Source organism: Pseudomonas sp. Irchel s3a12 (assembly GCF_900187485.1).
Taxonomy (GTDB): Bacteria; Pseudomonadota; Gammaproteobacteria; order Pseudomonadales; family Pseudomonadaceae; genus Aquipseudomonas; species Aquipseudomonas neuropathica.
Genome location: NZ_FYDN01000005.1, coordinates 142,831 through 166,244, shown reverse-complemented (window position 1 = coordinate 166,244; position 23,414 = coordinate 142,831). Strand labels below are relative to the sequence as shown.

The window sequence follows — 23,414 nt, the reverse complement described above, 5'->3', positions numbered from 1 at the left end:
AACTTATGGACAGGTTTGATCTACCGGACAAGCGCTGGCGGATAGTCAAGGACTGGATTATTCGTCAGATCGACAGCGGTGAGTGGGCAGCCGAAGCGAAACTGCCCTCGATCCGTACGCTGGCGCGAATGTTTGAAACCAGCATCACCACCGTTCAACGCGCGTTGGCGGATCTGGAAGCCGATGCTTACGTTTCGACCAAACCGCGCATCGGCTACTTCGTCTCAGCCTCCGGACAAGCAAAACCCGCCAGGGGCTTTGACTTCTCCAGTGTCACCGTCAACGTCAATCATGCGGTGGTCGCGATGCTCTCCCAAGCGGCCTCGCGCACCACCGCGTCGTTGAATTCAGCGGTGTTGCACAGCGACCTCACACCCAACGTGCTGCTCAACAAGTGCCTGTCGGTATTGGCTGGCAAAGCTGACAACTCGCTCACCGGACTGGTCGCACCGCCCGGTCTGCCGGCACTGCGACGACGCATCGCCGGGCTGATGCTGACCCGTGGCGTGGTCTGCGGGCCGGACGATATTCTGGTGACGTCGGGCGACACCATTGCCTTGGAACTGGCCCTCGAAGCCGTCGCCTCGAAAGGCGCTACGGTCGCGATCGAAACGCCGACTTATTACGGCATCCTGCAGACCATCGAACGCCTGGGCATGCGTGCCTTGCCCATCCGCACGCACGGTAAACTCGGTCTCGATGTCGATCACCTCGAAGAAGCGTTGAAGCTGAAAAAGGTCGCGGTGATCTTTCTCAACCCAACCCTGCAGAACCCGCGAGGTTTCATCATGCCCGACGAGACTCGCGCACGGCTGTCACAGATCGCACGCGAAGCGGACGTGCCGATTATCGAGGACGACATCTTCTTCGACCTGGTGCCGGAAGGCGATCGCCCCCGCGCCATCAAGAGCTACGACACCAGCGGGCAGACGATTTACTGCTCGTCGTTCTCCAAGACCATCGCGCCGGGTTATCGCGTCGGCTGGTGTCTGGCTGGCAAGTACCGCAATGCCATTCTGGCGCAGATGTTTTCGCGCAATCTGGCGGTTTCCAGCCTTGCGCAAAATGTCCTCAACGAATTTATCGGGCGCGGCTACATGGAAGAGCACTGCGCCAGACTCCGCTCGCAACTGTCGTCGCTGGCCAGTTTTGTCGAAGCGCTGGTGCGCACGGATTTCCCTGCGGGCACCGTGTACGTGCCGCCACGTGGAGGGTTCATCCATTGGATTGAACTGCCGCTACACACCGACATGTCGGCATTGCAGGATTTAGCCAGCGAACGCGGCTGCCACGTGGCCGGCAACGGCATCTTCTTCGCCGACGGGCATGCAACCACGGGTGTGCGCATTTGCCTTGGCACTGCGCTGACTCCGGGAGTGATCGAGATCCTCAAGGTGATTGCCGAAAGCGCACACCTCGCCGGGCGACCCTCTGACGGACGGAAAAACCTGACTGAGCAACATCAAGAACCAGCCGTTTCCTGAGCGCAAAAGGACGTTTGCAGTAACACTTCATGAATCAGAAAAGAACCCGCATTCCCCTGCCCCATCCGCCGCCGTATCGCCAGAGCCGGACAACCTTCTGGCTGACCGTGCTCGTCGGCGTACTGATTGCCTTCGCCCTCTGTGCATCGATCTACATACTGATCGACAGCTGGATCAGCGGCGCCATCACCACCACCAACCGTGGCCCCAAGCACACCTATTACCTAGCTGTGCAACCACGACGGTTCTGGATCGAGTTTGTCTCGCAAAGCCTAGGAACCGTGTTTCTGCTGGCTGCCGGGGTGTTCGGCCTATGGATTTATCGCAAAGTGCAGGAGCCGGCGGAGAAGCCCAAAGGCAAGCGCATACGACGATAATCAGGTGAGCGGTTTCAGAGCGTATTGACGTAGTCGATGGGCAACAGAACGGTATCCACGGCGGCATCTACCGGTAGCGATACGACAGTAATCAAAGGGCAAACGATCGTGACATAACAGATCACCGCTGTTGGCTTGCCGTCGTCATCCCTCACGCCGAGCAGGCGTAAATTACCGTCGACACCCTTGTAGTAAGGCTCTGGCGAGGCGCCACTCAAGCGCCCCGTCATCGTTCCACAACCGGCCAACAGCGCAACAAGGCTCGCCACGGAGCCAAAACGCAAAATCCCTTTCAATTCCAACATCCTTCTGACCATAAAGCGTGAGGGCCGCGATTGTACGCACAATCAAACGCGACCTCCGCGCCTGGCACCCGTGATTAATCGCTCGGGGCCCGTGCGAAATGGACTACAGACCGAAACCACCAAAAGCGCTCTTCGCCAGCAACTTCCTGCAACACCCATCCCGTCTTCCTGCTCGCTTCCAAGGCTCGGCCGACATCCTTCGCAAGCGGTTCTCGGCATGCTGACGCTTCTGTTTTCAATGATGCGGAAAATTCGATGAGCCAGCTGAAACCTGCTGACCTGCAAGACCCGAAAATCGATTCATTGCTGGGCGATCTTGGCGAACTGATCCGTCAGGCACGGCAAAAAGTGCTGCGTGTGGTCGATACGATTCAGGTTCAGACCTGTTGGCAGATTGGCCGGCATATTGTTGAGTTTGAACAGGAAGGCGCCCGGCGGGCCGGGTATGGCCAACGATTACTGGCGACACTGGCGAAAGAGTTGACGGCGCAGTTTGGAAAAGGCTTTGACGCCTCGAACCTTCGTTACATGCGTCTGTTCTATCAAGCATTTCCAATTCGTGACGCACTGCGTCACGAATTGAGCTGGACGCACTATCGCCGGCTACTCAGGGTCGACAGTGAAAAGGCCCGCCAGTGGTATATGGACGAATGCGCCACCCTCAACTGGTCAAGCCGCGCTCTGGATCGCCAGATCAATACGCTCTACTACGAACGCCTGCTGATGAGCCGGGACAAGGCCGGTGTGATCGAGGAAGCCACAACCAACATTGCCGCCCTGAACTGCAATCCACGCGAGTTCATTCGCGACCCCGTCATTCTCGAGTTTCTCGGCCTGCCATCGCCGGGCAAGGTTAACGAAACGGGGCTTGAACAAGCGCTCATTGATCACCTGCAGAGCTTCCTGCTTGAACTGGGCAAAGGGTTTTCCTTTGTCGCTCGACAACAACGCATCAGCGCCGGTGGCTCGGATCTGTACATCGATCTGGTGTTTTACAACTACTTGCTCAAATGCTTCGTGATCATTGATCTCAAACGCGGCCAGCTCAGTGCGCGTGATGTCGGACAGATGGACATGTACGTGCGCATGTACGACGAACTCAAGCGCAGTGAAGGCGACAAACCCACTGTCGGGATCATTCTGTGTTCACAGGACAACGAGGCCGTCGCGCGCTACTCAATACTCAAAGGCAGTGAGCAACTGTTTGCCAGCAGCTATAAAACGGTGCTGCCAAGTGTGGAAGAACTGCGAGCGGAGCTGCAAAGAGAGCAAGCATTGATCGAGGAACGCTTGCTCACCGAGTCCACTGAATAAGCGCTGCGGATTGTCCGCTGGATGCACTGAGACTATTGTTGCCAGCTACCCGCGAAGGTCGAGCGCCATGAGTTTTCAGGACACGCCTCCATTGCCAGCTCTGCAGCGCAAGCCGCTATTGGCCGCCGAGCTGCAAAATGAAGCCTTCAAGGAAACAGCCGCCGACGGTTTTGTCCTTGGCGGTTTCACCTGGCGCCATGCCCTGCCCGACCTTCAGCGCCCGGTGGTGATCATCAACGCCGCCACGTCCGTGCACTGTCGCCATTACTCGCGTTTCGCGGCCTATCTGTTCGCCAATGGTTTCGACGTGATCATCTTCGACTACCGTGGCATCGGCGAATCTCGACCCGACTCAATGAAAGGTCTTGAGGCCTCGTGGACAGACTGGGGCGCGCTGGATTTCGAGGCGATGCTAAAACGCGCACAACGGCAATTTCCCGGCCAGCCGATCGATGTGGTCGGCCACAGTTTTGGTGGCTGCGCCGCTGGCCTCGGTGAGTCGGGAAAGTTTATCCGACGGTTGGTCACCGTCGGTGCGCAGTTCGCCTACTGGCGCGATTACGCCCCCGAACAGCGCTGGCGCATGTTCGGCAAATGGCATGTGTTGATGCCACTGCTGACGCTGGTCTGCGGTTACTTCCCGGGCAAACGTCTTGGCTGGCTGGAGGATACGCCGGCCGGTGTAGTGCGCGACTGGAGCACGCCTGCAGCGCGTTACGAACAGCGCCCCAGTGGTCGCGCGTTGATGAAAAAGAGCGGCGCCCTGCCCTTCGCCAACGTCCGCGCACAGACACTGGCGATCAGCATCAGCGACGATCCCTACGGCAACCTTCCCGCCATCGAACGCCTGCTCGACTACTTCAGTAACGCTGCAAAAACCCACTTGCGCATCGAACCGCAGGACATCAACGAACAACAAGTCGGACATTTCGCCTTTTTTCGCAGCGCATACCAAGCCACACTATGGCCCATCGCTCTGACCTGGCTGCAAACCGGAGAACTGGCCCCCGATACTCCCGGGCGGCAAGTGCCGCGCAGCTGAGCCCCTCTCAACGCACGACGGAACACATCATGGCCTCCGCCAACAAGCAGCAAAAACGCGCCACCCGGGCCAAAGCCAAGGCCAAACAGAACCGCACCAAACGCGCCGAAGCGCCGGTCGAGCTGGACCCGAACGATGATCGTATCGACTTCGAATCGGTGGACCTGACCGAGCTGTTCAAGAAAATGATCGACGCCGAGAAGATCAGCCAGCAAGCGCTGTGCAGCGCGTTCCTCGAAGACCCGCTGCTGGAGCTGGTCTACGAACAGGAAGGCGAAGAAGGCGCGATGGATTTCATCCTCGCCGCACTGATCGAGTACCGCCAGTGGTCGCAGGAAACCGACGAGGCCGGCGCGCTGGCATGGATCGAATCCCCGGCCTTCCAGGCCGACTATGTGGCGGCGTCCGACGCGATCGCCGCGCAAACCCAACAGAAGAACTGAGTTCCCATGGCATCCCTGAACAAGCAACAGAAACGCGCCAAACGCGCCAAGGCCAAAGCCAAACAAATCCGTATGGTCGGCCGCAAGCCGCTGGACCAGGACGAAGACCTCGACCACCTCGCCGAACCGATCCCGGAATACACCCTGGCGATGTTCAGCAAAATGCGCGACGCCGAAGCCGTCAGCCGCAACGAGATGCTGCTGACCCTGCTGCGCGAACTGGCGTTCGTCATCGTTGATCATCCAGAACTGCTCGACATGGAAAACGCCGACAACGAAGGCATGGCCGCCACCCACCTGGCCGCCGACATGCTGATCGACTACCGCATGTGGGCTGAAGGCGTAACGATCGAAGAGGCCCAAGCCTGGCTGAGCGAACCGCAGTTCATCACCGATTTCGGGGTTGCGCTGGATGCTTATGGCAAGTCGGTTGAAGACACCGAACCCAAGTCCGAGTAATTTTTTCCGCTTCACGTCCACGCACGATCAGGAAAAGGAAGTCAGATGAAGACAGCAGACTCACGCGAGGACGGGCAAATCCCGAAAGCAGAAGACTCAGCAGCGAACCTCGAGAGCGACCCTGTTAAATCTCTCAAACAACCAACTTGGGATGAATGGTTCGACGGAGAGAAATGCAGCTCAGACTTCATGCTCTCGCGAGAGCAAAGCTGATTCGGATCTGAAGCGCAGAATATTTCGAAACCGTTAGCAGAAACAAAAACGGCCGCTAGTCATCACTGACAGCGGCCGTTTTGCGTTACGCGTAACGGATCAGTTCAACACCACCGCACCACGTTTTTCCAGTTTGCGACGGCGTGCCACCAGCAAACCGGCAGCCACCACCATCAGGCTCAGCAGACCAGTCGCGAGGATCTCCACGCGGTGCGCTTCCTGGAACAACATGATGGTCAGGGCCGCGACGATGAAGATGATCACCGCGTAGGTCAGGCCCGGGAACAGCCACATGCTGAAGACGATTTTCTCGCCGCGCGCCATGCGTTGTTTACGCATACGCAGTTGCGAGAAAGCGATCACCAGGTACACCAGCAGTGCGATCGCGCCGGAGCTGGCCAGCAGGAATTCGAACACCGCCGCCGGGGCCACGTAGTTGGCGAAGGTGCACAGGAACGCAGCGCCGGTGGACAGCATGACCGCCCAGTAAGGTGTGCCGCTTTTGTTCACCCGAGTCGCCATGGCCGGTGCATCGCCACGCTTGCCGAGGGAGAAGAGCATGCGCGACGAGGTATACAGCGCCGAGTTCAGGCAACTGGTCACCGCGACCAGTACCACGATGTCGACGATCATTTTCGCGTTCGGGATGCCCATGCGCTCAAGCACGGTCTGGTAGGAACCGAGGTTGGCCAGCGTAGGATCGTTCCATGGCACCAGAGCCACAACGATGAAGATCGACACGAGGTAGAACAGGCCGATCCGCCAGATCACCGAGTTGGTGGCCTTGGAGATTTGCTTGCCCGGGTTCTTCGATTCCGCGGCCGCGATGGTCACGATCTCGGTACCCATGAAGGAGAACATGGTGGTCAGGATCGCACCGAGTACCGCGCCCATGCCGTTGGGCAGGAAGCCGCCGCTGTCGAACAGATGCGAAACGCCGCTGACCTGGCTGTTCGGCAGAAAGCCGAAGATCGCCGCAAGGCCGAGGATGATGAAGCCGATGATTGCCAGCACTTTGATCAGTGCGAACCAGAATTCGAACTCGCCGTAATTCTTTACGCTGAACAGGTTGGTGACGGTCAACAACAAGGTGATGACCAGCGCGAACGCCCAGATGCCGACATCAGGGAACCATGCATGGAGAATGGTTGCGGCGGCGTTGGCTTCCAGTGGAATCACCAAGACCCAGAACCACCAGTACAGCCAGCCGATGGTGAAACCGGCCCAGTGCCCGATGGCACGGTCGGCGTATGTCGAGAAGGAGCCAGTGTCCGGCGAGGCAACGGCCATTTCGCCGAGCATGCGCATCACTAAAACCACCAGGGTACCGGCGGCGGCGTAGGCCAGCAGCACGGCAGGGCCGGCGGCAGCGATGGCGTGGCCGGAGCCAACGAACAGACCGGCGCCGATTACACCGGCGATCGACAACATGGTCACATGACGCGGTTTGAGCCCCTGTTCGAGGCCATTGGAGCTTGGGGTACTGCTCATCGAAACTACCTTTGCAAGGAAAGCGATTGCGTCCGGCCCGTCTGGCATTTTCTTTCTCGTAAAAAGAAACCAACGGGGCGTTCCTTATTCTGCACGCAAGTTTTGCGCCAAAATGTTTCAAACTCTTCTCTGCCGCGGCTTTGCGCGCGACCGGACAGTCATCGCAAGTCCTTGGATTTAATGGCAATCCGCCAGAGCGTTACCCTGCGACTCACTTTTCAAACGAAACAGCGCACCAGAAACACACTGAAAAAGTGTGGGATGCACAATAAAAGGGCGATTCAGGAACGTTCGGCCGGATAGCGCTTCCAACACCCCGCCAAAGCTGGCAACATCGCGCCTTTTTTTACGCGACACCCACGGGTTTGCACGATCAAACACCCGTTCGGTTGTTGATGGGGCGACAGTCTGCTGCGCCGATGCGACAACCTGCCACATGCCACCCGTTAACCGCTCGTAGCGCTGTTGGCTGCCATTGAAACGCTATGCTAGCTTGGCCGCCTCGCCAGGAAGGCCATCCAACAGCAGGAGCGCAACATATATGAGGAACGCACATGGCTGAGGCCACGCCCGCGCTTGAAATCCGCAACCTGCATAAACGCTACGGACAGCTTGAGGTGCTTAAAGGTATCTCGCTGACCGCCCGCGACGGCGATGTGATCTCGATCCTCGGTTCCTCCGGTTCCGGCAAGTCCACGTTCCTGCGTTGCATCAATCTTCTTGAAAACCCGCACCAGGGCCAGATTCTGGTAGCCGGTGAAGAACTCAAGCTCAAGGCCGCCAAAAATGGCGAACTGGTTGCCGCCGATGGCAAACAGATCAACCGCCTGCGCTCCGAGATTGGTTTTGTGTTTCAAAACTTTAATCTGTGGCCGCACATGAGCATCCTCGACAACATCATCGAGGCGCCGCGTCGCGTGCTCGGCCAGAGCAAGGCCGAGGCGATCGAAGTCGCCGAAGCGCTGCTGGCCAAGGTCGGCATCGCCGACAAGCGCCACGCCTACCCGGCGCAATTATCCGGTGGCCAGCAACAACGCGCGGCGATTGCCCGCACGCTGGCGATGCAGCCGAAGGTGATCCTGTTCGACGAACCCACCTCGGCGCTTGACCCGGAAATGGTTCAGGAAGTACTTAGTGTCATCCGCGCACTGGCCGAAGAAGGCCGTACCATGCTGCTCGTGACCCACGAAATGGGTTTCGCCCGTCAGGTCTCCAGCGAAGTGGTGTTCCTTCATCAGGGCCTTATAGAAGAGCAAGGATCGCCTCAGCAGGTGTTCGAAAACCCGCTTTCGGCGCGCTGCAAACAATTCATGTCCAGCAACCGCTAACGGAGCAACATGCATGCAGAATTTCAAGAAGGTCTTCCTGGCCGCCGCCGTCACCCTAGCGTTCAGCGCCGGGGCCATGGCTGAAACCCTGAAGATGGGCATCGAAGCGGCCTACCCGCCGTTCAACAACAAAGATGCCAGCGGCAACGTGGTCGGCTTCGACAAAGACATCGGTGACGCCCTCTGCGCGAAGATGAAAGTCGAGTGCACCGTAGTCACTTCCGACTGGGACGGCATCATTCCGGCCCTGAACGCGAAGAAGTTCGACTTCCTGATCTCCTCGCTGTCGATCACCGAAGAGCGTAAAGGCGCGGTCGATTTCACCGACCCGTACTACTCGAACAAGCTGCAGTTCATCGCCCCGAAAAACGTCGACTTCAAAACCGACAAGGACTCGCTGAAAGGCAAGACCATCGGTACTCAGCGCGCCACTCTGGCCGGTACCTGGCTGGAAGACACCTACGCCGATGACATCAAAGTCAGCCTCTACGACACCCAGGAAAACGCCTACCTCGATCTGACTTCCGGTCGTGTCGACGCGATCCTCGCCGACAAGTACGCCAACTATGACTGGCTGAAAAGCGACGCGGGCAAGAACTACGAGTTCAAGGGCGACCCGGTTGTAGAAAGCGACAAGATCGGCATCGCTGTGCGCAAAGGCGACCCGCTGCGCGAGAAGCTGAATGCCGCCCTTAAGGAAATCGTCGCCGACGGTACCTACAAGAAGATCAACGACAAGTACTTCCCGTTCAGCATCTACTGATCCTGACCTGTGGGACTGGCGCCGTGATGCAACGGCGCCGGCTCCCGACTTTGCCTGCCGCAATTTGAACAGAACTCCATGATTATCGACCTCTACGGATTCGGCCCGGCCCTCGCTGCCGGCGCGCTGATGACCGTCCAACTGGCCCTTACGGCCCTGTGCCTGGGACTGGTGCTCGGTCTGCTCGGCGCCTTGGCCAAGACTTCCCCGTACAAGCCGCTGCAATGGCTTGGCGGCACCTATTCGACCCTTGTGCGCGGCGTCCCGGAATTGCTCTGGGTGCTGTTGATCTACTTCGGAACGGTCAACCTGATGCGCGCCCTCGGTGAGTTCTTCGGCAACCCCGACCTGCAACTCAACGCCTTCGCCGCCGGTGTGATCGCCCTCGGCCTGTGCTTCGGCGCCTACGCCACGGAAGTGTTTCGCGGCGCGATCCTCGCCATTCCCAAAGGCCACCGTGAGGCCGGCCAGGCCCTGGGCCTGTCGAAATGGCGGATATTCACCCGGCTGATCATGCCGCAGATGTGGCGCATCGCCCTGCCCGGCCTGGGCAATCTGTTCATGATCCTGATGAAAGACACCGCGCTGGTCTCGGTGATCGGTCTGGAAGAAATCATGCGTCACGCGCAAATCGGCGTGACCGTGTCAAAACAACCGTTCACCTTCTATATGGTCGCCGCGATCATGTACCTGGGCCTGACCGTGCTGGCGATGACCGGCATGCACTTCCTGGAAAAACGCGCCGCTCGCGGCTTTGCGAGGAGCGCTTAATGAACTGGGAAGTCATCATCAAATGGCTGCCGAAACTGGCACAGGGCGCGACCCTGACCCTGGAACTGGTCGCCATCGCCGTGATTGCCGGTCTGTTGCTGGCAATTCCACTGGGCATCGCCCGCTCTTCGAAGCTGTGGTACGTACGCTCTCTGCCTTACGCCTACATCTTCTTTTTCCGTGGCACGCCGTTGCTGGTTCAACTGTTCCTGGTTTATTACGGACTGGCGCAGTTCGATGCGGTGCGCGAAAGCGCCTTGTGGCCGTACCTGCGCGATCCGTTCTGGTGTGCGACCGTGACCATGACCCTGCACACGGCGGCGTACATCGCCGAGATCCTGCGCGGGGCGATTCAGGCGATTCCGCCGGGCGAAATCGAAGCGGCACGAGCCTTGGGCATGTCCAAGCCGAAAGCGATGTTCTACATCATCCTCCCGCGTGCCGCGCGCATCGGCCTTCCGGCCTACAGCAACGAAGTGATCCTGATGCTCAAGGCCAGTGCGCTGGCCAGCACCGTGACTCTGCTGGAACTGACCGGCATGGCCCGCACGATCATTGCTCGCACCTATCTGCCGGTGGAAATCTTCTTCGCGGCGGGCGTGTTCTATCTGCTGATGGCTTACGTGCTGGTACGCGGCTTCAAGCTGCTGGAGCGCTGGCTACGCGTCGATGCCTGCCAAGGGCGCTGACATTTCCCACGTGCTGACGGGCGAGGACTTACTCGCCCGCTTCACAGCACTGGATGCTTTTTTGATTGAACATCAGGCGCTGTGGAAACCTCGGCCGTTCACACATCTTTCTCTTGATTGGGAAGCGTCCTACCCGGAACTGGCCTTATGGCTACGTGGGCGGTCGCTGGAAGAGGCGGAAAACGCTCATAACCAACCTGCTGATCTTGCTGATGCGCCGGAGCCGTTCGCTTCATTGGCGGCGTTATCGGCTGAGCTGAGCGCTGTTGGTGAGTTGCCGGGGCATCCATTGGAAGCTGCGGGCCATCGACTGAATGTCGATGTGCCGGGACGCAAGTGGCAGCAGATTGAAGCGTTCGCCAGTCGCTTGTCCTTTGCCTCGCAGCCGACGCATTGGCTGGATTGGTGCTCAGGCAAGGGACACTTGGGGCGGCGCTTGCTGGGGTCGGGACAGCAACTGACTTGCGTTGAATACGACCCTCTGTTGGTCGCCAGCGGTCAGGCCTTGAGTCAACGTCATCACTTACATGCACTGCATGTCGAACAGGATGTGCTTGCGGCGGACGCCCCAGCCGTATTGAGCGCCCCCCATACACCCGTCGCTCTCCACGCCTGCGGGGATCTGCATGTACGTTTGATGCAGCTGGCCAGCGCTGCAGGTTGCCAGCAAATGGCGATCGCGCCCTGCTGCTACAACCGCATCGAACGCAGCGAATATCAGGCATTGTCCCGCGCCGGATCGCGATCGCTCCTACAACTCTCGTTGGAGGATCTGGCGCTGCCGATGAGCGAAACCGTCACCGCCGGTGCACGAGTCCGACGCCAGCGTGACACCTCGATGGCCCGTCGTTTGGCATTCGATCTGCTGCAACGCCAAGTGCGCGGCGTCGACGAATACCTGCCGACGCCCTCGCTGCCCAGTGCCTGGCTGGATAAATCGTTCGCCGATTACTGTCGCGATCTGGCCGCGCTCAAAGAGTTATCCACAATCGGCTCGCCAGATTGGTCAGCCTTGGAAGCGGCCGGTTGGCAGCGGTTGGCCGAAGTTCGCAATCTGGAATTGCTTCGCGGATTGTTCCGACGGCCGCTGGAGCTTTGGCTGAATCTGGATCGAGCGCTTTTCCTTGAAGAACAGGGCTACACCGTCCGCCTAGGCACCTTCTGCGACACCCCGCTGACTCCGCGTAATTTGCTGCTACTGGCCGAACGCGTTTAAAACATCACAGCCTGTGGATAACTCTGTTGATGGTTTTCCCATGGATCCAATATCTGCGCCTGTTTCGCTGCATTAACAGCACTGGTCATTTTTTGTTCATATGAATAAAAAACCTGTAAAACAGGTATTTGCGAACAAAATGAGAATGGATTCACAAAACCCCGCCTGAGTCCGATTTCGTGGCTCTCAGTTGTGCATAAGCTGCCAATCAAAACGACATAACCGCCGAATAATGGGCTTACCGAGCGAATAATTGCGGCGCTCAAGAAAGCCGAAATTCAACTGTGCACCCTGTCAAACAGCCCTATGGTACGTAAGGCGCAAATCCTACGTTGCGCATTGCGCAGGGCTTAATTTGCTGCGATGCAAAAATAGTCTGAATTCAGGGGTTTACAGGATCTTCCCAATCGCTATAATCGTCGCCCACAACGCCGGTATAGCTCAGTTGGTAGAGCAACTGACTTGTAATCAGTAGGTCCCGGGTTCGACTCCTGGTGCCGGCACCATACAAAACAAAGCCCCTGCAGAAATGCAGGGGCTTTGTTGTTTCTGGGGTGGTCATATTTTTGGCAGTGTTTCTGCTTCAGTAGAAATTGCTCCCTTCTTCCCCGTACTCGCCACACTTCCGCTTACAAACCCCGAAAGCATCGCGTTGCCTCATAGGTTCACACTTCAGTCTTTATGCCAAATTATGAGTTGGCGATAATTATTGTGTGGGCATAAAGAGGTGTAATCGTATGAGCCGCATTTTTCAGCGCCCTGTATTGGCTGAATCAATGGCACGCCGGCTTCTCAATCCAGATGTACTCGATGAAAGTCTGCGCTCAGGGCTCTTTCTGTTTGGCCTGCGCCGTACAGGCAAAACGACGTTTCTGAGGAATGATCTCATCCCGGCCCTGGAAGAAGCAGGTGCTTTGGTCATCTACGTCGACTTATGGAGCGACACTCTGGCTAACCCGGCAACGCTCGTGCACAACGTCATCCGGGAAACCCTGAAAGATCTGCAAACACCTGGCTCCTCTGCCTTGGAAACATTCAAGCGAGTCAGCAATGTTGAAATCGGCGCCGCTGGGTTCAAGTTCGGCTTCAAACTCGACAGCATTGGCAACGTCGACAGCCCAACACTGGCGCAAGCACTCACCGAAGTCATAGATCAAGCTAGGACTGATCTGGTGTTGATCATTGACGAGGTGCAGCACGCCATTTCCTCAGACGACGGCAATCAGCTGCTCCTGGCACTCAAAGCCGCTCGCGATGCAATCAACCCTCGTCCGAAAACGCCGGGATACTTTCTATTTATCGGAACAGGTTCGCACAGAGCGCAAGTCAGCGAACTGACCGCCAAACGCAACCACGCCTTTTCCGGAGCCACGTCAGCAGCCTATCCATTGCTGAAAGGCGATTACGTTGAATTCCTGCTCAACCGACTCGCAATGACCGTGAAGCAGGACAAATTACCGTCCCTCGAAGCTGCAATCGAAGCGTTCGACACTTTGGGCAATCGACCTGAAGAAATGCTGAAGGCCCTACGCCAACTCTTACAGCAAGAGGGCGAGCCCGATGTGTTCCTACCGGTAATCGCCAGCACATTGCGCTCGGCAACGGCGAGCATCGAGCTGGAAAAAGTCGAGCAACTGGGTAGCCTCGCTCAAGCCGTTTTCAACAAGATCGCCTCTACAGCAGGCGATGCTCGCGGAATTTTCTCCACTGACGCAGCGGCTGAGTATTCAAAGTCAGTCGGGCGAGAGGTACGGATCGAAGAGATTCAACCGGTGGTGATTGCGCTGGTTGCCGAGAACATCATCATGCGACGCGGCCATGGGATTTATGCGATTACAGATCAGTTTGTTCAAGAGATCTGGCTGGAAGAGCGGGCTTTGATAGAGGGGAGTTAGGCTGCGGGCTGATTTTTTTCAGTGACGGCATTTCTGCCGTGCAGTTAACGCAATCATCTCAGTGAGCCAGTTCGGGGCGAACGTCACTCCTCCAAGATAAAGATGACGAACTATCCACAGACGTAGAAAAGATCGGGCAAAACGCTGTCTTTGACAGCAACCCAGGTAACCAGAACCTTTAAGGCTACACCACACCGTGGTGGTTCTCCCAAAGTGCGATTAGCGTCCGGCGGCTCGCACGGTCACAGCGATGTGATGGATGCCTACTTTTACCAGCGTGCCCACTGCGGCAACTCATTCCCTTTCCTAGCTGCCCTGCAGCAACCTATCCGCTTGGCCATTTCATTGCGCCAACCTGCGCCCGTCTCTTTCTCCCGGAAAGAGACGGGCGCTCCTACCGCTGCTGCAGCCCAAATCGTACAAGGCTTTGCGGCATTCCCCCTCGTGACAATCGGCGTGACAAACACCGAAGTCACCAGCAACAGCGATGCAGATGATGGTGCCGCAGCCCACGGAGTGGACTGCACCTGACTGACAGTCAGGCATGCCCCTGTCATCGCATCACAGCCTTCACCCGACTCAGGATCTCGCGGCATCGGTCTCGTCACCCAGTGCAGCCTCCACCCGCCCACTTCTTCAGAGGTGTTCAGGAGGCCAGATCATGAGATGCCCAAGATCCCGGTCGTGGAGAGCCGCCAGTCCCGCGTTTGTGGACAACCCTCACAGGTCGCAGGGGCCTTGATCCCTGATAACACTCAACATTCTTGGCGGGATGACGTGGGGAAGGTTTTAAAAGTTTTGGCTTCGAGAGGAGTTCGAAAATGGCACTGGTAGGTAAACGTGACGGGCGCAATTTTGGCTATGGCCGGCAACTGAGTTATGCCGGGCCGCAAGCGCTGAAAGATCTATTTGGCTGCGGACATTACGGCACGGTCAAGGCGCACAGTGATCGCTGGCAGGCGTTCGTGCGCTGGTGTCGGTCGGAGGATGGGCCGGGGTTTAACGATGCACGAAAAGTTGATCGGCAGACCTTGCTGGACTACGTCGAACATCTGCAGCAGCAAGTTGAACATGGGGCTATCTGCATCGCCACCGCGCAGAACCGGTTATCCAGCGTGAACCGAACGATGGCGGCGCTTCGCGGTGATCAGTATGTGAAAGTACCGAGTCCGAGTAAGGCGCTAGGCATGCGGCGCACCAGTGTTCGTCGTTCAGTGCCGCAAGGCCAAGACCGCGAACAGGTGAAGCGGATCGCCGAGGTGCTTTGCGAGCACCGGCAGCTGCGCCCCGCGGCCATTGCGCAGTTGGCGCGAGCTACCGGCATGCGCATATGCGAGACCATTTTGGCCGACCTTCCGCGTCTAAAGCGTGAAGCCGAGCACTACGGCAAGATCAATATCCAGGACGGAACCAAAGGTGGCCGCTCCGGCGCGTCGGCACCCCGCTGGATTACTGTAGATGATCATATTCGTGACGCGCTCAGTTTTGCCGAACAGGTCTCGCCTGACGGTAGTCACAACTTGCTTGCGCCGAACGAAAGCTACCTCGATTTTCAACGGCAGATCGTCCGCCCTGCAAGGGACATCCTCCATACCCACAACCTCAAGGGCTTTCATGAACTACGGGCGGTTTATGCGTGCGAACGCTATGAGCAGATTACCCAGCATCCCGCACCCATCAATGGTGGCCGTTGCTACCAGATCGACCGGCACCTAGATCAGGAGGCCCAAGACCCAATCAGCTATGAACTCGGGCACGGCCGTATCCACGTGGTATCGGCTTACATTGGCGGTCGAGCATGAGCAAGCCATTCGATATGGAGCTTTTCCTGGCCGGCATCCTGACCGGAGCACATGACACACGCCAGTGTCACCTACGCCAGGCAAAGGCCATTCAAGTGGCGATTGCTAATCGCTGGCAACGAGATAACCCATGGACCTGGAAGCAAAAACATCTCTACTGGTTTCTAAATCAGCACTTGGACCAGTACGCAGAATCGACCCGCTATTACTATTTGCTGACCGTGTACTTGCTCACTTACCGCTTAGGTAAACCCTGGCAGTTCAAAGTACTAGGCGAATGTCATGGAGCGGCCAGAAGAGCGCGATAGAAAAGCGAAATCTAAAACGTCCAGCAGTCGATGCCGGGGTACATCACTAGTAGTGACCAGCGGCAATGGCGAGAGCCATCAGATCAAACCTGGACAGGTTACAAAAGCTTAGCGTCTAAAAATGGACCACCCGGAACTGGCCATTGCCGATTTGGTACACATCACCCGCCCCCCCTCACTCGACCTGACCAACGGCGACCGGATGCGATTGGTCAGCACAGCCAACGCTGTGATCGAGCTGGTTTCGACCAAAGAGCGGGACGGAAAGCCGGAGTGCGTGGTGAAGTTGCCAGAGAGAAAACCGTTGCAACTAGAACACGCTTACTCCGCGATTTTTTGCAGTGAACAGGGTCTGACCAATGATCTGGTGATGATCTTCGCCACCACCAAGAGCCGTACCACTTCGCTCAATATCTTCTACATGTCCATCAGTCGGGGGCGATTAGAGGCGAGGATCTACACCGACGCTATCGCCGGTTTGCCAAGGGCCATTGCCAAGCGCAACGAAAAAACCATAGCTCTGGCCCTGCAAAAGGAGTGTGGCGTCCAGCGTCTGCAGAAAGCACATGCTCCAAAAACGGTGGTGGATGGGCCGAAAACCGAGCGTACCCTGGAACGCGAAAAACGTATGCGGTCCAACAGCTCAAATGGCGGCATGGAACACACTAAATAGGGGAAAAGAGAGAACACGGAAAAATAGCTGTTAGACCAAGGCGCAGCCTTCTAGGCCCACTACCACGAAGGGTTCTGGCGCTGTAAACCGCAATCATCGGGATTTTGCTGAAGCCTGGTATCTATTTTTATTTTGAAAAACATATCTATTTGTTTTTTATAGTTTTTTTTACTTTATCGCGTTATTAAATTCACATAAATAATAACTAAGATGTTGATCTTTAACGATTTTTTTAGATATTGCACATGTTCTATGTTTTGGCTATCGTAGTGCCATCACCCACACAGATAATAGGATATTGGCAATGTCACATACCCAAAACCAAAGTGCTACCACCTCAAACCAAGCCAGTGCGTTTGGTTCGAAGGTGGAAATTGATCCAACGAGTCTTTCGAGCATCACACTCGCTCGCTTGGCGGAAGAAGTTAAAAATCACGGTCCTATGGTATACGGATCGTTCGATCGCGTTCATAACCGTCATAATCGTTAAGTAGAAGGTGCAGTACGTGCAAATTGATACGGTTCTGGTGAAAGTCGCGAGCAGATGTAATATTAATTGCACGTACTGCTATATTTATAATATGGGAGATGAAGGTTGGCGTGACATGCCAAATTTGATATCCAAAGCCACAATAAAGGATTTGGCCCGCTCCCTTGCTCAGCTAATCAAAGACCAAGTTAGTCAATTTGCCACCGTGCTTCATGGAGGGGAGCCTTTAATGCTGGGAGCGCGGCGCCTCCAGTATTTGCTAACGGAGCTTAGAAGCGTTTTGCCACTTGAGTATCCGATAAGTCTACAAACAAATGGCATTTTGATCACAGACGAAATTTTAGATTTATGCGCGCTGTATCGAGTTAGCGTATCGGTCAGCATTGATGGCCCTCAAGCCATTAATGACAAATTTAGAGTAGACAAACAAGGACGAGGAACTTATCAGAAAGTTGTTGACGGGATCACCCTCCTTAAAAACCATTCTGATTCCGAATTCCTCTATGCAGGGTTATTGTCTGTTATCGATCCTAGCTCAGACCCTGAAGCAGTTTATAACTGTCTAAAGAGACTTGGAACAAAATCTATAGACTTCCTATATCGAGATGGCAATCACACTAGCCTCCCCTATGGTAAAGATAGTTCAATCTCGACCGAATATGGAGAGTGGCTCGCTAAGCTGCTGGATATCTACATTGCTGACAGAGAGCCTGTTAAAATTAGATTTCTTGATGATATTTTGCGTATCGCGTTAGGTGGTTTTGGTGTTAAAGAGGGGCTTGGCGATAATTTTTATGGCATCGCCATTATTGAGACTGATGGAAGTCTTTCCAAAAACGATACATTAAAAAGCAATTTTGACGGCGCAGATAAGTTTGATGAAAAATGGATGATAACAACAGATCGATTATCAGAAGCATTTAACACATCAAGCTTCGAAGAGTACTATAAGCTTCAGCGCCCGACGTCAAGTGAATGTAACTCTTGCAAATACCTGACCATATGTGGCGGTGGAATGCCACTTCATCGCTGGAGTAGGGAAAACGCATATGACAATCCATCAGTCTACTGCAGTGATCAAAAACTATTGATAAGTAAAGCTATTACTATTCTTAACAACGAAGGAATGCTCCGTTGACGCTTCCTAATTTTCTAAATATTCCAAGAATAGCCCCTTACCCACACGCACTACAAGAAGGCGCGCTTTCAGACGCAGACAGTGAAGTGCTTCTTACTTGGCTTGAAAGTGATGCACCCTGGAAGTTAAAAATTGCTGAATTCTACCAACAGTATGAATTCAGTTTTCATGGACTACAACTACCAGATCACATTAACAGAATTTTTTCAAAAGACGCTATAAGCAAGCTTCGTGAAAATATCGAACAGTTATTTAGAGTTGATTTATCTGACAGAATTGACATAACAGCGCACAAACTAATAGGTAGTCAAGTAATTAAAATACATAACGACTTTATCCCGAAGCAAGAAACTCATAGGGTTTTAATCCAGCTCAATAGGGGTTGGACAGAAGCGAACGGGGGTATTTTAATGATTTTTTCTGACAAAACACCTGAAAGTTTATCGAGTGCGTTTCTGCCGCTGCACAATACTGCCTTTGCATTTGAAATATCACCTAGGTCGTTCCACGCTGTATCTGCTATAAATTCTGGAAAAAGATTTACTATTGTTTTTTCGTTCTTTAGGGCTGAGAAATGATTTCTTTACAAACCCATATTCAGAAGTATCTGAATAATTCTCGATCTGATATATGGTGGCCAAATCTCGCGTCATTTATTATTTTTCACTCGGGCCGCTACAGTTACCATTTGGAAAATTATAGTACAGCTTCAATAATTAGCAGTAAAGAAGCTGAGCCAGTGAAGATTCTTCCTATCTCCGCCCTTCCAGCTGCAAAATTAGAGTTCTTATGTGACGCACATGCTAAGTTTTTCGCTAAACAAAAAGTAAGACAAGTAAGCCTTGAGCGGTTTTGCGCTCCTGAAACAATAGAAAAAATAGACTCTGCCATCGACCTAATTAGAGTATCACCGACACTACTGGACGTTATCTCAAACCTGGTAAAGTCAGTCCATATAATCCATGCAGATCCTGGCTTTGACATCAGCTTTACAGACCCTGAACTACCGTTTAGTATTTTTATTTCCATTGCAACAGATAATAAACACCCTAAATTAAGGCTAGCAGAATCCATCATTCATGAGGCTATGCACCTGCAGCTTTCGATTATAGAGAAAGAAATCAGCCTAGTTCATGATGACAAATCAAAATTTTATTCTCCATGGAAAAAAATGTTACGCCCAACATCGGGAATTATGCATGCACTGTACGTATTTACTGCAATCAAGCAATGGCTTGAGTTGATAAAAAATACGCCAGAAGGGTACGACTATGCATGCTATCGACTAAGGGAAATTCAAGAAGAGTTTGCCTTGTTAAACTACGACGCTTGTTACGACTCTCTTACTGATAGCGGAAAAACTTTATTCGATACTATGACCTGTTCCCTAGAAGGATAAGTACTTCATGTCGAATCAGAAGGTGCGCACACTTGAGTTGAAGTTTGACGTCAAAGACAAAGATCATCTTATTTGGAATGATCAAGTGGTGATGTCCAGTAGTGAAACTGATTACTTTGAGAAGCTTTTCAGCAAGCTCAAAGAAACCAATATTTTATCGAGAAATACTTTAGAGATCGGTTTTGGGTTAGGAATTTCTGCAAAACTAATTCAGAAAGAACTTTCACCCAATAGACATGACATCATAGAAATAGATAAAGGAATATATAGCGATCTACTAGTATTCTCTAATCAGCACCCATCAGTAAAGCCTATCTTAGGTGATTGGAGATCCTTAGAGTTAAGCAAAAAAGAATATGACTTTATTTTTCATGACTCTTACGATTACAGCGGCGCCGAAGGCTGGGAGTTTGATAGCTCAAGAGATGACTATGAGACGTTTAAAAGTATCTTAAAGCCTGGCGGGCATGTGTGTCACCCACATTTCGGAGATGGGCCGGTCAGGGACGTTAATGGTTTTGAGACAATTATTCTAGAACGCTTAGTAGTAGCTCCAATTTTGATGTGGGACAAAACCATATGTCATGATGTCGCTATAATTTTACGAAAACCTATCAGATAATTTTCAGTAAAAGCGAGTTGATTTTCTTTACAAATTCCTTGGACAAACGCTTTCTTTAGTCATACGCGCCAGGACGTTTTTATTACTCAGATTTAATCTACCTTCCACAGCACACAGACAACAAGTCCAAGCTGCTCGCACTCTTTTCTAACCCCTCTAACTTTCCCAGTCCACGCCATTTAGTAGGCCCTATGCTCTCATTACCGCGTTGCTGAAAATTGACCCGGCAGTTGGGGCAATCGTGAAGCCAAGCACTCGGATCTGCGGCATCTTACTTTCGAGCTCTAAAGTTCACCCGTGAAGTTGACCGCCAGAGGGAATGTAGTTCCAGAACAGAATTTTTAAATACACCATGGCATCCCTTTGCGATATCAATTTTACTTATCCGAGTATTAATGAATCAGTCAAAAACTCTGTAACTACCAGCATCAGCCCAGCCGCCCATATGCGCGACAAGTAGATTGCATAGTATTAAAGCTAGGGATAAGGATACTCCATGAGGTAGCGCATAATACTATAGGATAAAATAATGATATAAATCATTAGCTTATGTAGCAATTCGATTCTTGGTGCCGCACCATACAAAACAAAGCCCCTGCAGAAATGCAGGGGCTTCGTTGTTTTCTGTAGCAGAAGTCTGCCCAAAGGTTTTAAGTGGTATCAAGCAGGATGCAGATCCCGCAAAGCTTCCGGATGCTGGCTGGCGACCCTAAGGAGAGTTTGAGCCGCACCCGTCGGCTGCCTGCGCCCCTGCTCCCAATCCTGCAAAGTCCGCAGACTCACACCGATCAGTTTGGCGAACGCACTTTGAGAAACGCCCACTTTGGCACGCGCTTCTGCTGCCGCAGAGAGCGGCACTTGAGTCACGCGTGCAGCCTTTCCAGCCTTCATCTGACGTACAGATTCCAGCAAGTCCTGCTGGAATTGCTCCAGTTCATCGACCATCGCTGATTTCCTCCTTCAGTTGCTTAAGGAAGGCTAAGGGCAAATCGTCAAACTTTGCCTTGGTGTAGGCAATGAGTAACCAGATCGAGCCTTCAGAAAGCGTGTTGTAATAAATGACACGTGTACCGCCTCGCTTACCCATGCCGTTGCGAGTCCACCGCACCTTGCGCAAACCTCCACTGCCAGGCACGACATCACCAGCCAGAGGATTTGCAGCAAGCCAATTTATGAATTCATGGCGCTCACCATCGACCCATATGGCGTCTGCATAGCGCTTGAACATTTCCGTTTCGATGATTGTATACATGAACCTGACTATACGGCTACGCCGTACAAACAAACCATAAACGTTTATAGGGACAGATCGACGAAATGCATGGCGCGAAGCCTTGTGAAATCTGTTGTAACGACAAGCCACTACTAGCCACCGTTGCTCATTCGCCCCTCGCAAAGCTACCGTTCAGTTCGTCGCTGCCAATTCAGCGACCGGGCCTGATAACCCGCGTAAGATACAGGCGCACCAGCGCCCCAACTCACATTTGCCGGCGCATTTTTTGTGTCTGCATAACCGTGCAATGGCGGCTGTGCGTGGGAGACCTTCGGGTCTGCCGGGTTCCTGTATCTCCGGTTTATCAGCCCGCGCATAGCTGCCACCCATTCGTCTGATAACGAATTGGCAGCTCTCATTTGATACAGGGAGTTAACAAATGAAAGCCATTGATCCGTCAGCAACACCGGTCAATTTACACCGTCCATCTCGAACGGCAGGTGAACCGAAATGACCCATTCTCAAGATCTGAAAACCCTGGGCCTCACCCACTTTTCCTTCCACTCCAATCAAGCGATGTTCCGCACCAATCGTGGTGTTCCCGTAATCGCCGCCCTTTCCCACGCCTCTCACTTGCTTCACATTTCACGACTGCTCACTGCGGACACTTCAGTCGCGCGCGATCCTGACCTTCACGCTTATGCCTCGCAGTATTTGCAGGAATTGAGCAAAGCGCTGATCGATGATGTCGTGAAAGTATTGGATGCGCCGCCGGACAAGCCGTTGATGTGAACGCCGGTGTCAGGCCCTCGCCGATACGAGGGCTTTTGCGTTTCAGACCTGACTGATCTCAAGCACAAACGAAATCTTCTGCTGACTTGCACTCCACACATACCGCAAATGCTTGCCCTGCTTCGGAACCGATACCGCTGGAGGTCGAAACGCGGCGACACACTCATGGCCCGGCAAACGAACGCTGTTGTAGAGCAGTCCCCACGACTCGGTTTCGCGCAGTTGACGGGCGAATAGCTGAGACGGCCCGTAAACCTCAGGATCCGGATTGTGCAGCTCGGGGTGATCGTGGCGGATATCGTGCAGCGGTTTAACCACCCGATTGACGTAAGTCCGCATGGTCAACTCAAGATCCGCTTCTTGGGTTGCCGCAAGAAATCGCTCCTGGTGATAACAGGTTTCGGAGATGGCCGCGGCTTGGCTGCTCGCAGCGTAGTAAACGCCGAAGCTGCCGTCGCAGAAACGACTGCGTTTGCCGATGTGGGTAAACGCAGCCATCACCGGAGTCGAGCCGGGGCCGGAGAGTCGATCTTCGGGACGCACTCGGGCGAGAACCCCGGCCTGTTCGATCAGGCGATCGTTGGTCAGCGCTTCTAGCGCGTAGGCAACTTCCAGGTCTTCGGGATCGAGCACGTCTTCGAACAACGCGATCGGCGGGAAGCTGCTGTTGACGATCCGGTAGGCTCTCGGCCATTGCACATCCACCAAATCGGGCATTTTCAACCGCGCACCCCGTCGAGGTAGCGGCGAACGTCGGCGATATCGATCACGCGCCCAGCCAGCATGTATTCCAGCGCCGTTTGGCCATTGAATGGCGCTGCCGTGTTCGGACTACTGACCCACGTGTAGGCACGCTCACGGCTGTTGCTGAAGATGATGCTCAACGCCTTATGAATGCCCATCAGGTAGGAGATGCGCTCAAGGGTGTCGTTAGGCAGACGTATGTTCGGCAGGTGTTTGTATTTGTAGAACGTGGTGTTACCAACGCCGCCGAGTAATGTGCGTTGCTGCTCGGCGCTACAGCCCCAGCGCTCCATAAGGTTGAAGAAGAACTTCAGCGCGACGCGGCCCGCTTCGGGGGCATCAAGTTGTTCACGTGGGATGAGGGCTGGGGATGAGGTAGTCATTGCGCCTCTCCTGATTTGATTTGCTTTCATACTAGTACAGATATGAACCAATTTATAAAT

The 23,414-nt window shown here is 54.1% G+C and carries 27 protein-coding genes and 1 tRNA gene; 22 read left to right on the top strand and 6 right to left on the bottom strand.

Annotated elements, in window-relative coordinates; all coding sequences use genetic code 11:
* The first annotated feature begins 5 nt into the window (after window positions 1-5).
* Together CKW14_RS10635 and CKW14_RS10630 are read left to right on the top strand one after the other, a co-directional pair.
* A complete protein-coding gene (locus CKW14_RS10635) occupies window positions 6-1,484 on the top strand; it encodes a PLP-dependent aminotransferase family protein (protein WP_095125295.1) in 1,479 nt (492 codons plus the stop codon).
* 29 nt (window positions 1,485-1,513) lie between these two features.
* Window positions 1,514-1,861, top strand: a complete 348-nt coding sequence (locus tag CKW14_RS10630) for a hypothetical protein (RefSeq protein ID WP_095047154.1) — start codon at window positions 1,514-1,516, stop codon at window positions 1,859-1,861.
* Between the two features lie 14 nt (window positions 1,862-1,875).
* On the opposite strand, the gene CKW14_RS10625 is transcribed toward CKW14_RS10630, so the two are convergent.
* Window positions 1,876-2,166, bottom strand: a complete 291-nt coding sequence (locus CKW14_RS10625) for a YceK/YidQ family lipoprotein (protein ID WP_176471275.1) — start codon at window positions 2,164-2,166, stop codon at window positions 1,876-1,878.
* Window positions 2,167-2,421: 255 nt separating this feature from the next.
* On the opposite strand from CKW14_RS10625, the gene CKW14_RS10620 reads away from it, so the two are divergent.
* The 4 genes from CKW14_RS10620 (at window position 2,422) to CKW14_RS10605 (ending at window position 5,424) form a co-directional block, all read left to right on the top strand.
* Entirely contained in the window at window positions 2,422-3,480 is a 1,059-nt protein-coding gene (locus CKW14_RS10620) for a YhcG family protein (RefSeq protein WP_095125294.1), read from the top strand.
* A 67-nt stretch (window positions 3,481-3,547) separates the two neighbouring features.
* Window positions 3,548-4,522, top strand: coding sequence for an alpha/beta fold hydrolase (locus tag CKW14_RS10615; protein WP_095125293.1), 975 nt, complete (start codon window positions 3,548-3,550; stop codon window positions 4,520-4,522).
* Window positions 4,523-4,551: 29 nt separating this feature from the next.
* Window positions 4,552-4,965 (top strand): hypothetical protein, encoded by a 414-nt coding sequence (locus CKW14_RS10610; protein WP_016986326.1) that lies wholly within the window; start codon window positions 4,552-4,554, stop codon window positions 4,963-4,965.
* A gap of 6 nt (window positions 4,966-4,971) precedes the next feature.
* Window positions 4,972-5,424, top strand: a complete 453-nt coding sequence (locus CKW14_RS10605; protein ID WP_095125292.1) for a hypothetical protein — start codon at window positions 4,972-4,974, stop codon at window positions 5,422-5,424.
* A 312-nt stretch (window positions 5,425-5,736) separates the two neighbouring features.
* On the opposite strand, the gene gabP is transcribed toward CKW14_RS10605, so the two are convergent.
* Window positions 5,737-7,128 carry a GABA permease gene (gene gabP / locus CKW14_RS10600; RefSeq protein ID WP_007909168.1) on the bottom strand — a complete coding sequence of 464 codons (1,392 nt, stop codon included), beginning with the start codon at window positions 7,126-7,128 and terminating at the stop codon, window positions 5,737-5,739.
* A 554-nt stretch (window positions 7,129-7,682) separates the two neighbouring features.
* Between gabP and CKW14_RS10595 the strand changes: the two genes are divergently transcribed.
* From CKW14_RS10595 to CKW14_RS10525, 15 genes are all read left to right on the top strand, one after another.
* The gene (locus CKW14_RS10595) at window positions 7,683-8,456 is read left to right on the top strand and encodes an ABC transporter ATP-binding protein (protein WP_007909167.1); all 774 of its coding nucleotides are present in this window, start codon (window positions 7,683-7,685) and stop codon (window positions 8,454-8,456) included.
* A gap of 13 nt (window positions 8,457-8,469) precedes the next feature.
* Window positions 8,470-9,219: an ABC transporter substrate-binding protein gene (locus CKW14_RS10590; protein ID WP_034153033.1), complete on the top strand. Its 750-nt coding sequence runs from the start codon at window positions 8,470-8,472 to the stop codon at window positions 9,217-9,219.
* A 78-nt stretch (window positions 9,220-9,297) separates the two neighbouring features.
* On the top strand, window positions 9,298-9,990 hold the full coding sequence (locus CKW14_RS10585) for an ABC transporter permease (protein WP_007909165.1): 693 nt from the start codon (window positions 9,298-9,300) through the stop codon (window positions 9,988-9,990).
* Window positions 9,990-10,679, top strand: coding sequence for an ABC transporter permease (locus CKW14_RS10580; RefSeq protein WP_007909164.1), 690 nt, complete (start codon window positions 9,990-9,992; stop codon window positions 10,677-10,679). Before CKW14_RS10585 ends, CKW14_RS10580 begins: the two co-directional genes overlap by 1 nt.
* Window positions 10,660-11,895, top strand: coding sequence for a methyltransferase (locus CKW14_RS10575; RefSeq protein ID WP_095125291.1), 1,236 nt, complete (start codon window positions 10,660-10,662; stop codon window positions 11,893-11,895). The genes CKW14_RS10580 and CKW14_RS10575 overlap by 20 nt, the downstream gene beginning before the upstream one ends.
* 430 nt (window positions 11,896-12,325) lie before the next feature.
* Window positions 12,326-12,401 (top strand) — tRNA-Thr (locus CKW14_RS10570).
* Window positions 12,402-12,632: 231 nt separating this feature from the next.
* Complete coding sequence (locus CKW14_RS10565; protein ID WP_095047146.1) at window positions 12,633-13,790, top strand: AAA family ATPase; 1,158 nt, start codon at window positions 12,633-12,635, stop codon at window positions 13,788-13,790.
* An 821-nt stretch (window positions 13,791-14,611) separates the two neighbouring features.
* Complete coding sequence (locus CKW14_RS10555) at window positions 14,612-15,592, top strand: integrase domain-containing protein (protein ID WP_095047144.1); 981 nt, start codon at window positions 14,612-14,614, stop codon at window positions 15,590-15,592.
* Entirely contained in the window at window positions 15,589-15,900 is a 312-nt protein-coding gene (locus CKW14_RS10550; protein ID WP_095047143.1) for a hypothetical protein, read from the top strand. Before CKW14_RS10555 ends, CKW14_RS10550 begins: the two co-directional genes overlap by 4 nt.
* A 121-nt stretch (window positions 15,901-16,021) precedes the next feature.
* Window positions 16,022-16,573, top strand: a complete 552-nt coding sequence (locus CKW14_RS10545) for a hypothetical protein (RefSeq protein ID WP_095047142.1) — start codon at window positions 16,022-16,024, stop codon at window positions 16,571-16,573.
* 304 nt (window positions 16,574-16,877) lie between these two features.
* Window positions 16,878-17,063 (top strand): YhhA family cyclophane-containing RiPP, encoded by a 186-nt coding sequence (gene yhhA / locus CKW14_RS30405; protein WP_371857738.1) that lies wholly within the window; start codon window positions 16,878-16,880, stop codon window positions 17,061-17,063.
* Between the two features lie 16 nt (window positions 17,064-17,079).
* Window positions 17,080-18,201, top strand: a complete 1,122-nt coding sequence (gene yhhB, locus CKW14_RS10540) for a cyclophane-forming radical SAM/SPASM peptide maturase YhhB (protein WP_176471274.1) — start codon at window positions 17,080-17,082, stop codon at window positions 18,199-18,201.
* The gene (gene yhhC / locus CKW14_RS10535; RefSeq protein ID WP_095047141.1) at window positions 18,198-18,779 is read left to right on the top strand and encodes a cyclophane-containing peptide 2OG-Fe(II) oxygenase YhhC; all 582 of its coding nucleotides are present in this window, start codon (window positions 18,198-18,200) and stop codon (window positions 18,777-18,779) included. The genes yhhB and yhhC overlap by 4 nt, the downstream gene beginning before the upstream one ends.
* Before the next feature lie 161 nt (window positions 18,780-18,940).
* On the top strand, window positions 18,941-19,600 hold the full coding sequence (locus CKW14_RS10530; RefSeq protein WP_176471273.1) for an HEXXH motif-containing putative peptide modification protein: 660 nt from the start codon (window positions 18,941-18,943) through the stop codon (window positions 19,598-19,600).
* Window positions 19,601-19,607: 7 nt separating this feature from the next.
* Entirely contained in the window at window positions 19,608-20,222 is a 615-nt protein-coding gene (locus CKW14_RS10525) for a hypothetical protein (RefSeq protein WP_095047139.1), read from the top strand.
* A gap of 660 nt (window positions 20,223-20,882) precedes the next feature.
* On the opposite strand, the gene CKW14_RS10520 is transcribed toward CKW14_RS10525, so the two are convergent.
* Window positions 20,883-21,167 (bottom strand): DNA-binding transcriptional regulator, encoded by a 285-nt coding sequence (locus tag CKW14_RS10520; RefSeq protein ID WP_016986316.1) that lies wholly within the window; start codon window positions 21,165-21,167, stop codon window positions 20,883-20,885.
* Window positions 21,157-21,474, bottom strand: coding sequence for a hypothetical protein (locus tag CKW14_RS10515; protein ID WP_026000690.1), 318 nt, complete (start codon window positions 21,472-21,474; stop codon window positions 21,157-21,159). The genes CKW14_RS10520 and CKW14_RS10515 overlap by 11 nt, the downstream gene beginning before the upstream one ends.
* Before the next feature lie 471 nt (window positions 21,475-21,945).
* On the opposite strand from CKW14_RS10515, the gene CKW14_RS10510 reads away from it, so the two are divergent.
* Entirely contained in the window at window positions 21,946-22,227 is a 282-nt protein-coding gene (locus CKW14_RS10510) for a DUF3077 domain-containing protein (RefSeq protein ID WP_095047138.1), read from the top strand.
* Between the two features lie 42 nt (window positions 22,228-22,269).
* On the opposite strand, the gene CKW14_RS10505 is transcribed toward CKW14_RS10510, so the two are convergent.
* Together CKW14_RS10505 and CKW14_RS10500 are read right to left on the bottom strand one after the other, a co-directional pair.
* Window positions 22,270-22,944, bottom strand: a complete 675-nt coding sequence (locus tag CKW14_RS10505; RefSeq protein WP_095047137.1) for an RES family NAD+ phosphorylase — start codon at window positions 22,942-22,944, stop codon at window positions 22,270-22,272.
* Between the two features lie 2 nt (window positions 22,945-22,946).
* Window positions 22,947-23,354 carry an MbcA/ParS/Xre antitoxin family protein gene (locus tag CKW14_RS10500; protein ID WP_095047136.1) on the bottom strand — a complete coding sequence of 136 codons (408 nt, stop codon included), beginning with the start codon at window positions 23,352-23,354 and terminating at the stop codon, window positions 22,947-22,949.
* Window positions 23,355-23,414: the final 60 nt, after the last annotated feature.

Excerpts from the sequence above, each read along its gene's own strand:
- gabP (WP_007909168.1), bottom strand. The coding sequence starts at position 7,128 with ATGAGCAGTACCCCAAGCTCCAATGGCCTCGAACAGGGGCTCAAACCG.
- CKW14_RS10630 (WP_095047154.1), top strand. The coding sequence starts at position 1,514 with ATGAATCAGAAAAGAACCCGCATTCCCCTGCCCCATCCGCCGCCGTAT.
- CKW14_RS10510 (WP_095047138.1), top strand. The coding sequence starts at position 21,946 with ATGACCCATTCTCAAGATCTGAAAACCCTGGGCCTCACCCACTTTTCC.
- CKW14_RS10580 (WP_007909164.1), top strand. The coding sequence starts at position 9,990 with ATGAACTGGGAAGTCATCATCAAATGGCTGCCGAAACTGGCACAGGGC.
- CKW14_RS10610 (WP_016986326.1), top strand. The coding sequence starts at position 4,552 with ATGGCCTCCGCCAACAAGCAGCAAAAACGCGCCACCCGGGCCAAAGCC.
- yhhA (WP_371857738.1), top strand. The coding sequence starts at position 16,878 with ATGTCACATACCCAAAACCAAAGTGCTACCACCTCAAACCAAGCCAGT.
- CKW14_RS10525 (WP_095047139.1), top strand. The coding sequence starts at position 19,608 with ATGTCGAATCAGAAGGTGCGCACACTTGAGTTGAAGTTTGACGTCAAA.
- CKW14_RS10500 (WP_095047136.1), bottom strand. The coding sequence starts at position 23,354 with ATGACTACCTCATCCCCAGCCCTCATCCCACGTGAACAACTTGATGCC.
- CKW14_RS10555 (WP_095047144.1), top strand. The coding sequence starts at position 14,612 with ATGGCACTGGTAGGTAAACGTGACGGGCGCAATTTTGGCTATGGCCGG.
- CKW14_RS10550 (WP_095047143.1), top strand. The coding sequence starts at position 15,589 with ATGAGCAAGCCATTCGATATGGAGCTTTTCCTGGCCGGCATCCTGACC.
- CKW14_RS10590 (WP_034153033.1), top strand. The coding sequence starts at position 8,470 with ATGCAGAATTTCAAGAAGGTCTTCCTGGCCGCCGCCGTCACCCTAGCG.
- CKW14_RS10625 (WP_176471275.1), bottom strand. The coding sequence starts at position 2,166 with ATGTTGGAATTGAAAGGGATTTTGCGTTTTGGCTCCGTGGCGAGCCTT.
- CKW14_RS10585 (WP_007909165.1), top strand. The coding sequence starts at position 9,298 with ATGATTATCGACCTCTACGGATTCGGCCCGGCCCTCGCTGCCGGCGCG.
- CKW14_RS10605 (WP_095125292.1), top strand. The coding sequence starts at position 4,972 with ATGGCATCCCTGAACAAGCAACAGAAACGCGCCAAACGCGCCAAGGCC.
- CKW14_RS10515 (WP_026000690.1), bottom strand. The coding sequence starts at position 21,474 with ATGTATACAATCATCGAAACGGAAATGTTCAAGCGCTATGCAGACGCC.
- CKW14_RS10545 (WP_095047142.1), top strand. The coding sequence starts at position 16,022 with ATGGACCACCCGGAACTGGCCATTGCCGATTTGGTACACATCACCCGC.
- CKW14_RS10620 (WP_095125294.1), top strand. The coding sequence starts at position 2,422 with ATGAGCCAGCTGAAACCTGCTGACCTGCAAGACCCGAAAATCGATTCA.
- CKW14_RS10565 (WP_095047146.1), top strand. The coding sequence starts at position 12,633 with ATGAGCCGCATTTTTCAGCGCCCTGTATTGGCTGAATCAATGGCACGC.
- CKW14_RS10505 (WP_095047137.1), bottom strand. The coding sequence starts at position 22,944 with ATGCCCGATTTGGTGGATGTGCAATGGCCGAGAGCCTACCGGATCGTC.
- CKW14_RS10520 (WP_016986316.1), bottom strand. The coding sequence starts at position 21,167 with ATGGTCGATGAACTGGAGCAATTCCAGCAGGACTTGCTGGAATCTGTA.
- CKW14_RS10595 (WP_007909167.1), top strand. The coding sequence starts at position 7,683 with ATGGCTGAGGCCACGCCCGCGCTTGAAATCCGCAACCTGCATAAACGC.
- CKW14_RS10615 (WP_095125293.1), top strand. The coding sequence starts at position 3,548 with ATGAGTTTTCAGGACACGCCTCCATTGCCAGCTCTGCAGCGCAAGCCG.
- CKW14_RS10635 (WP_095125295.1), top strand. The coding sequence starts at position 6 with ATGGACAGGTTTGATCTACCGGACAAGCGCTGGCGGATAGTCAAGGAC.
- CKW14_RS10575 (WP_095125291.1), top strand. The coding sequence starts at position 10,660 with ATGCCTGCCAAGGGCGCTGACATTTCCCACGTGCTGACGGGCGAGGAC.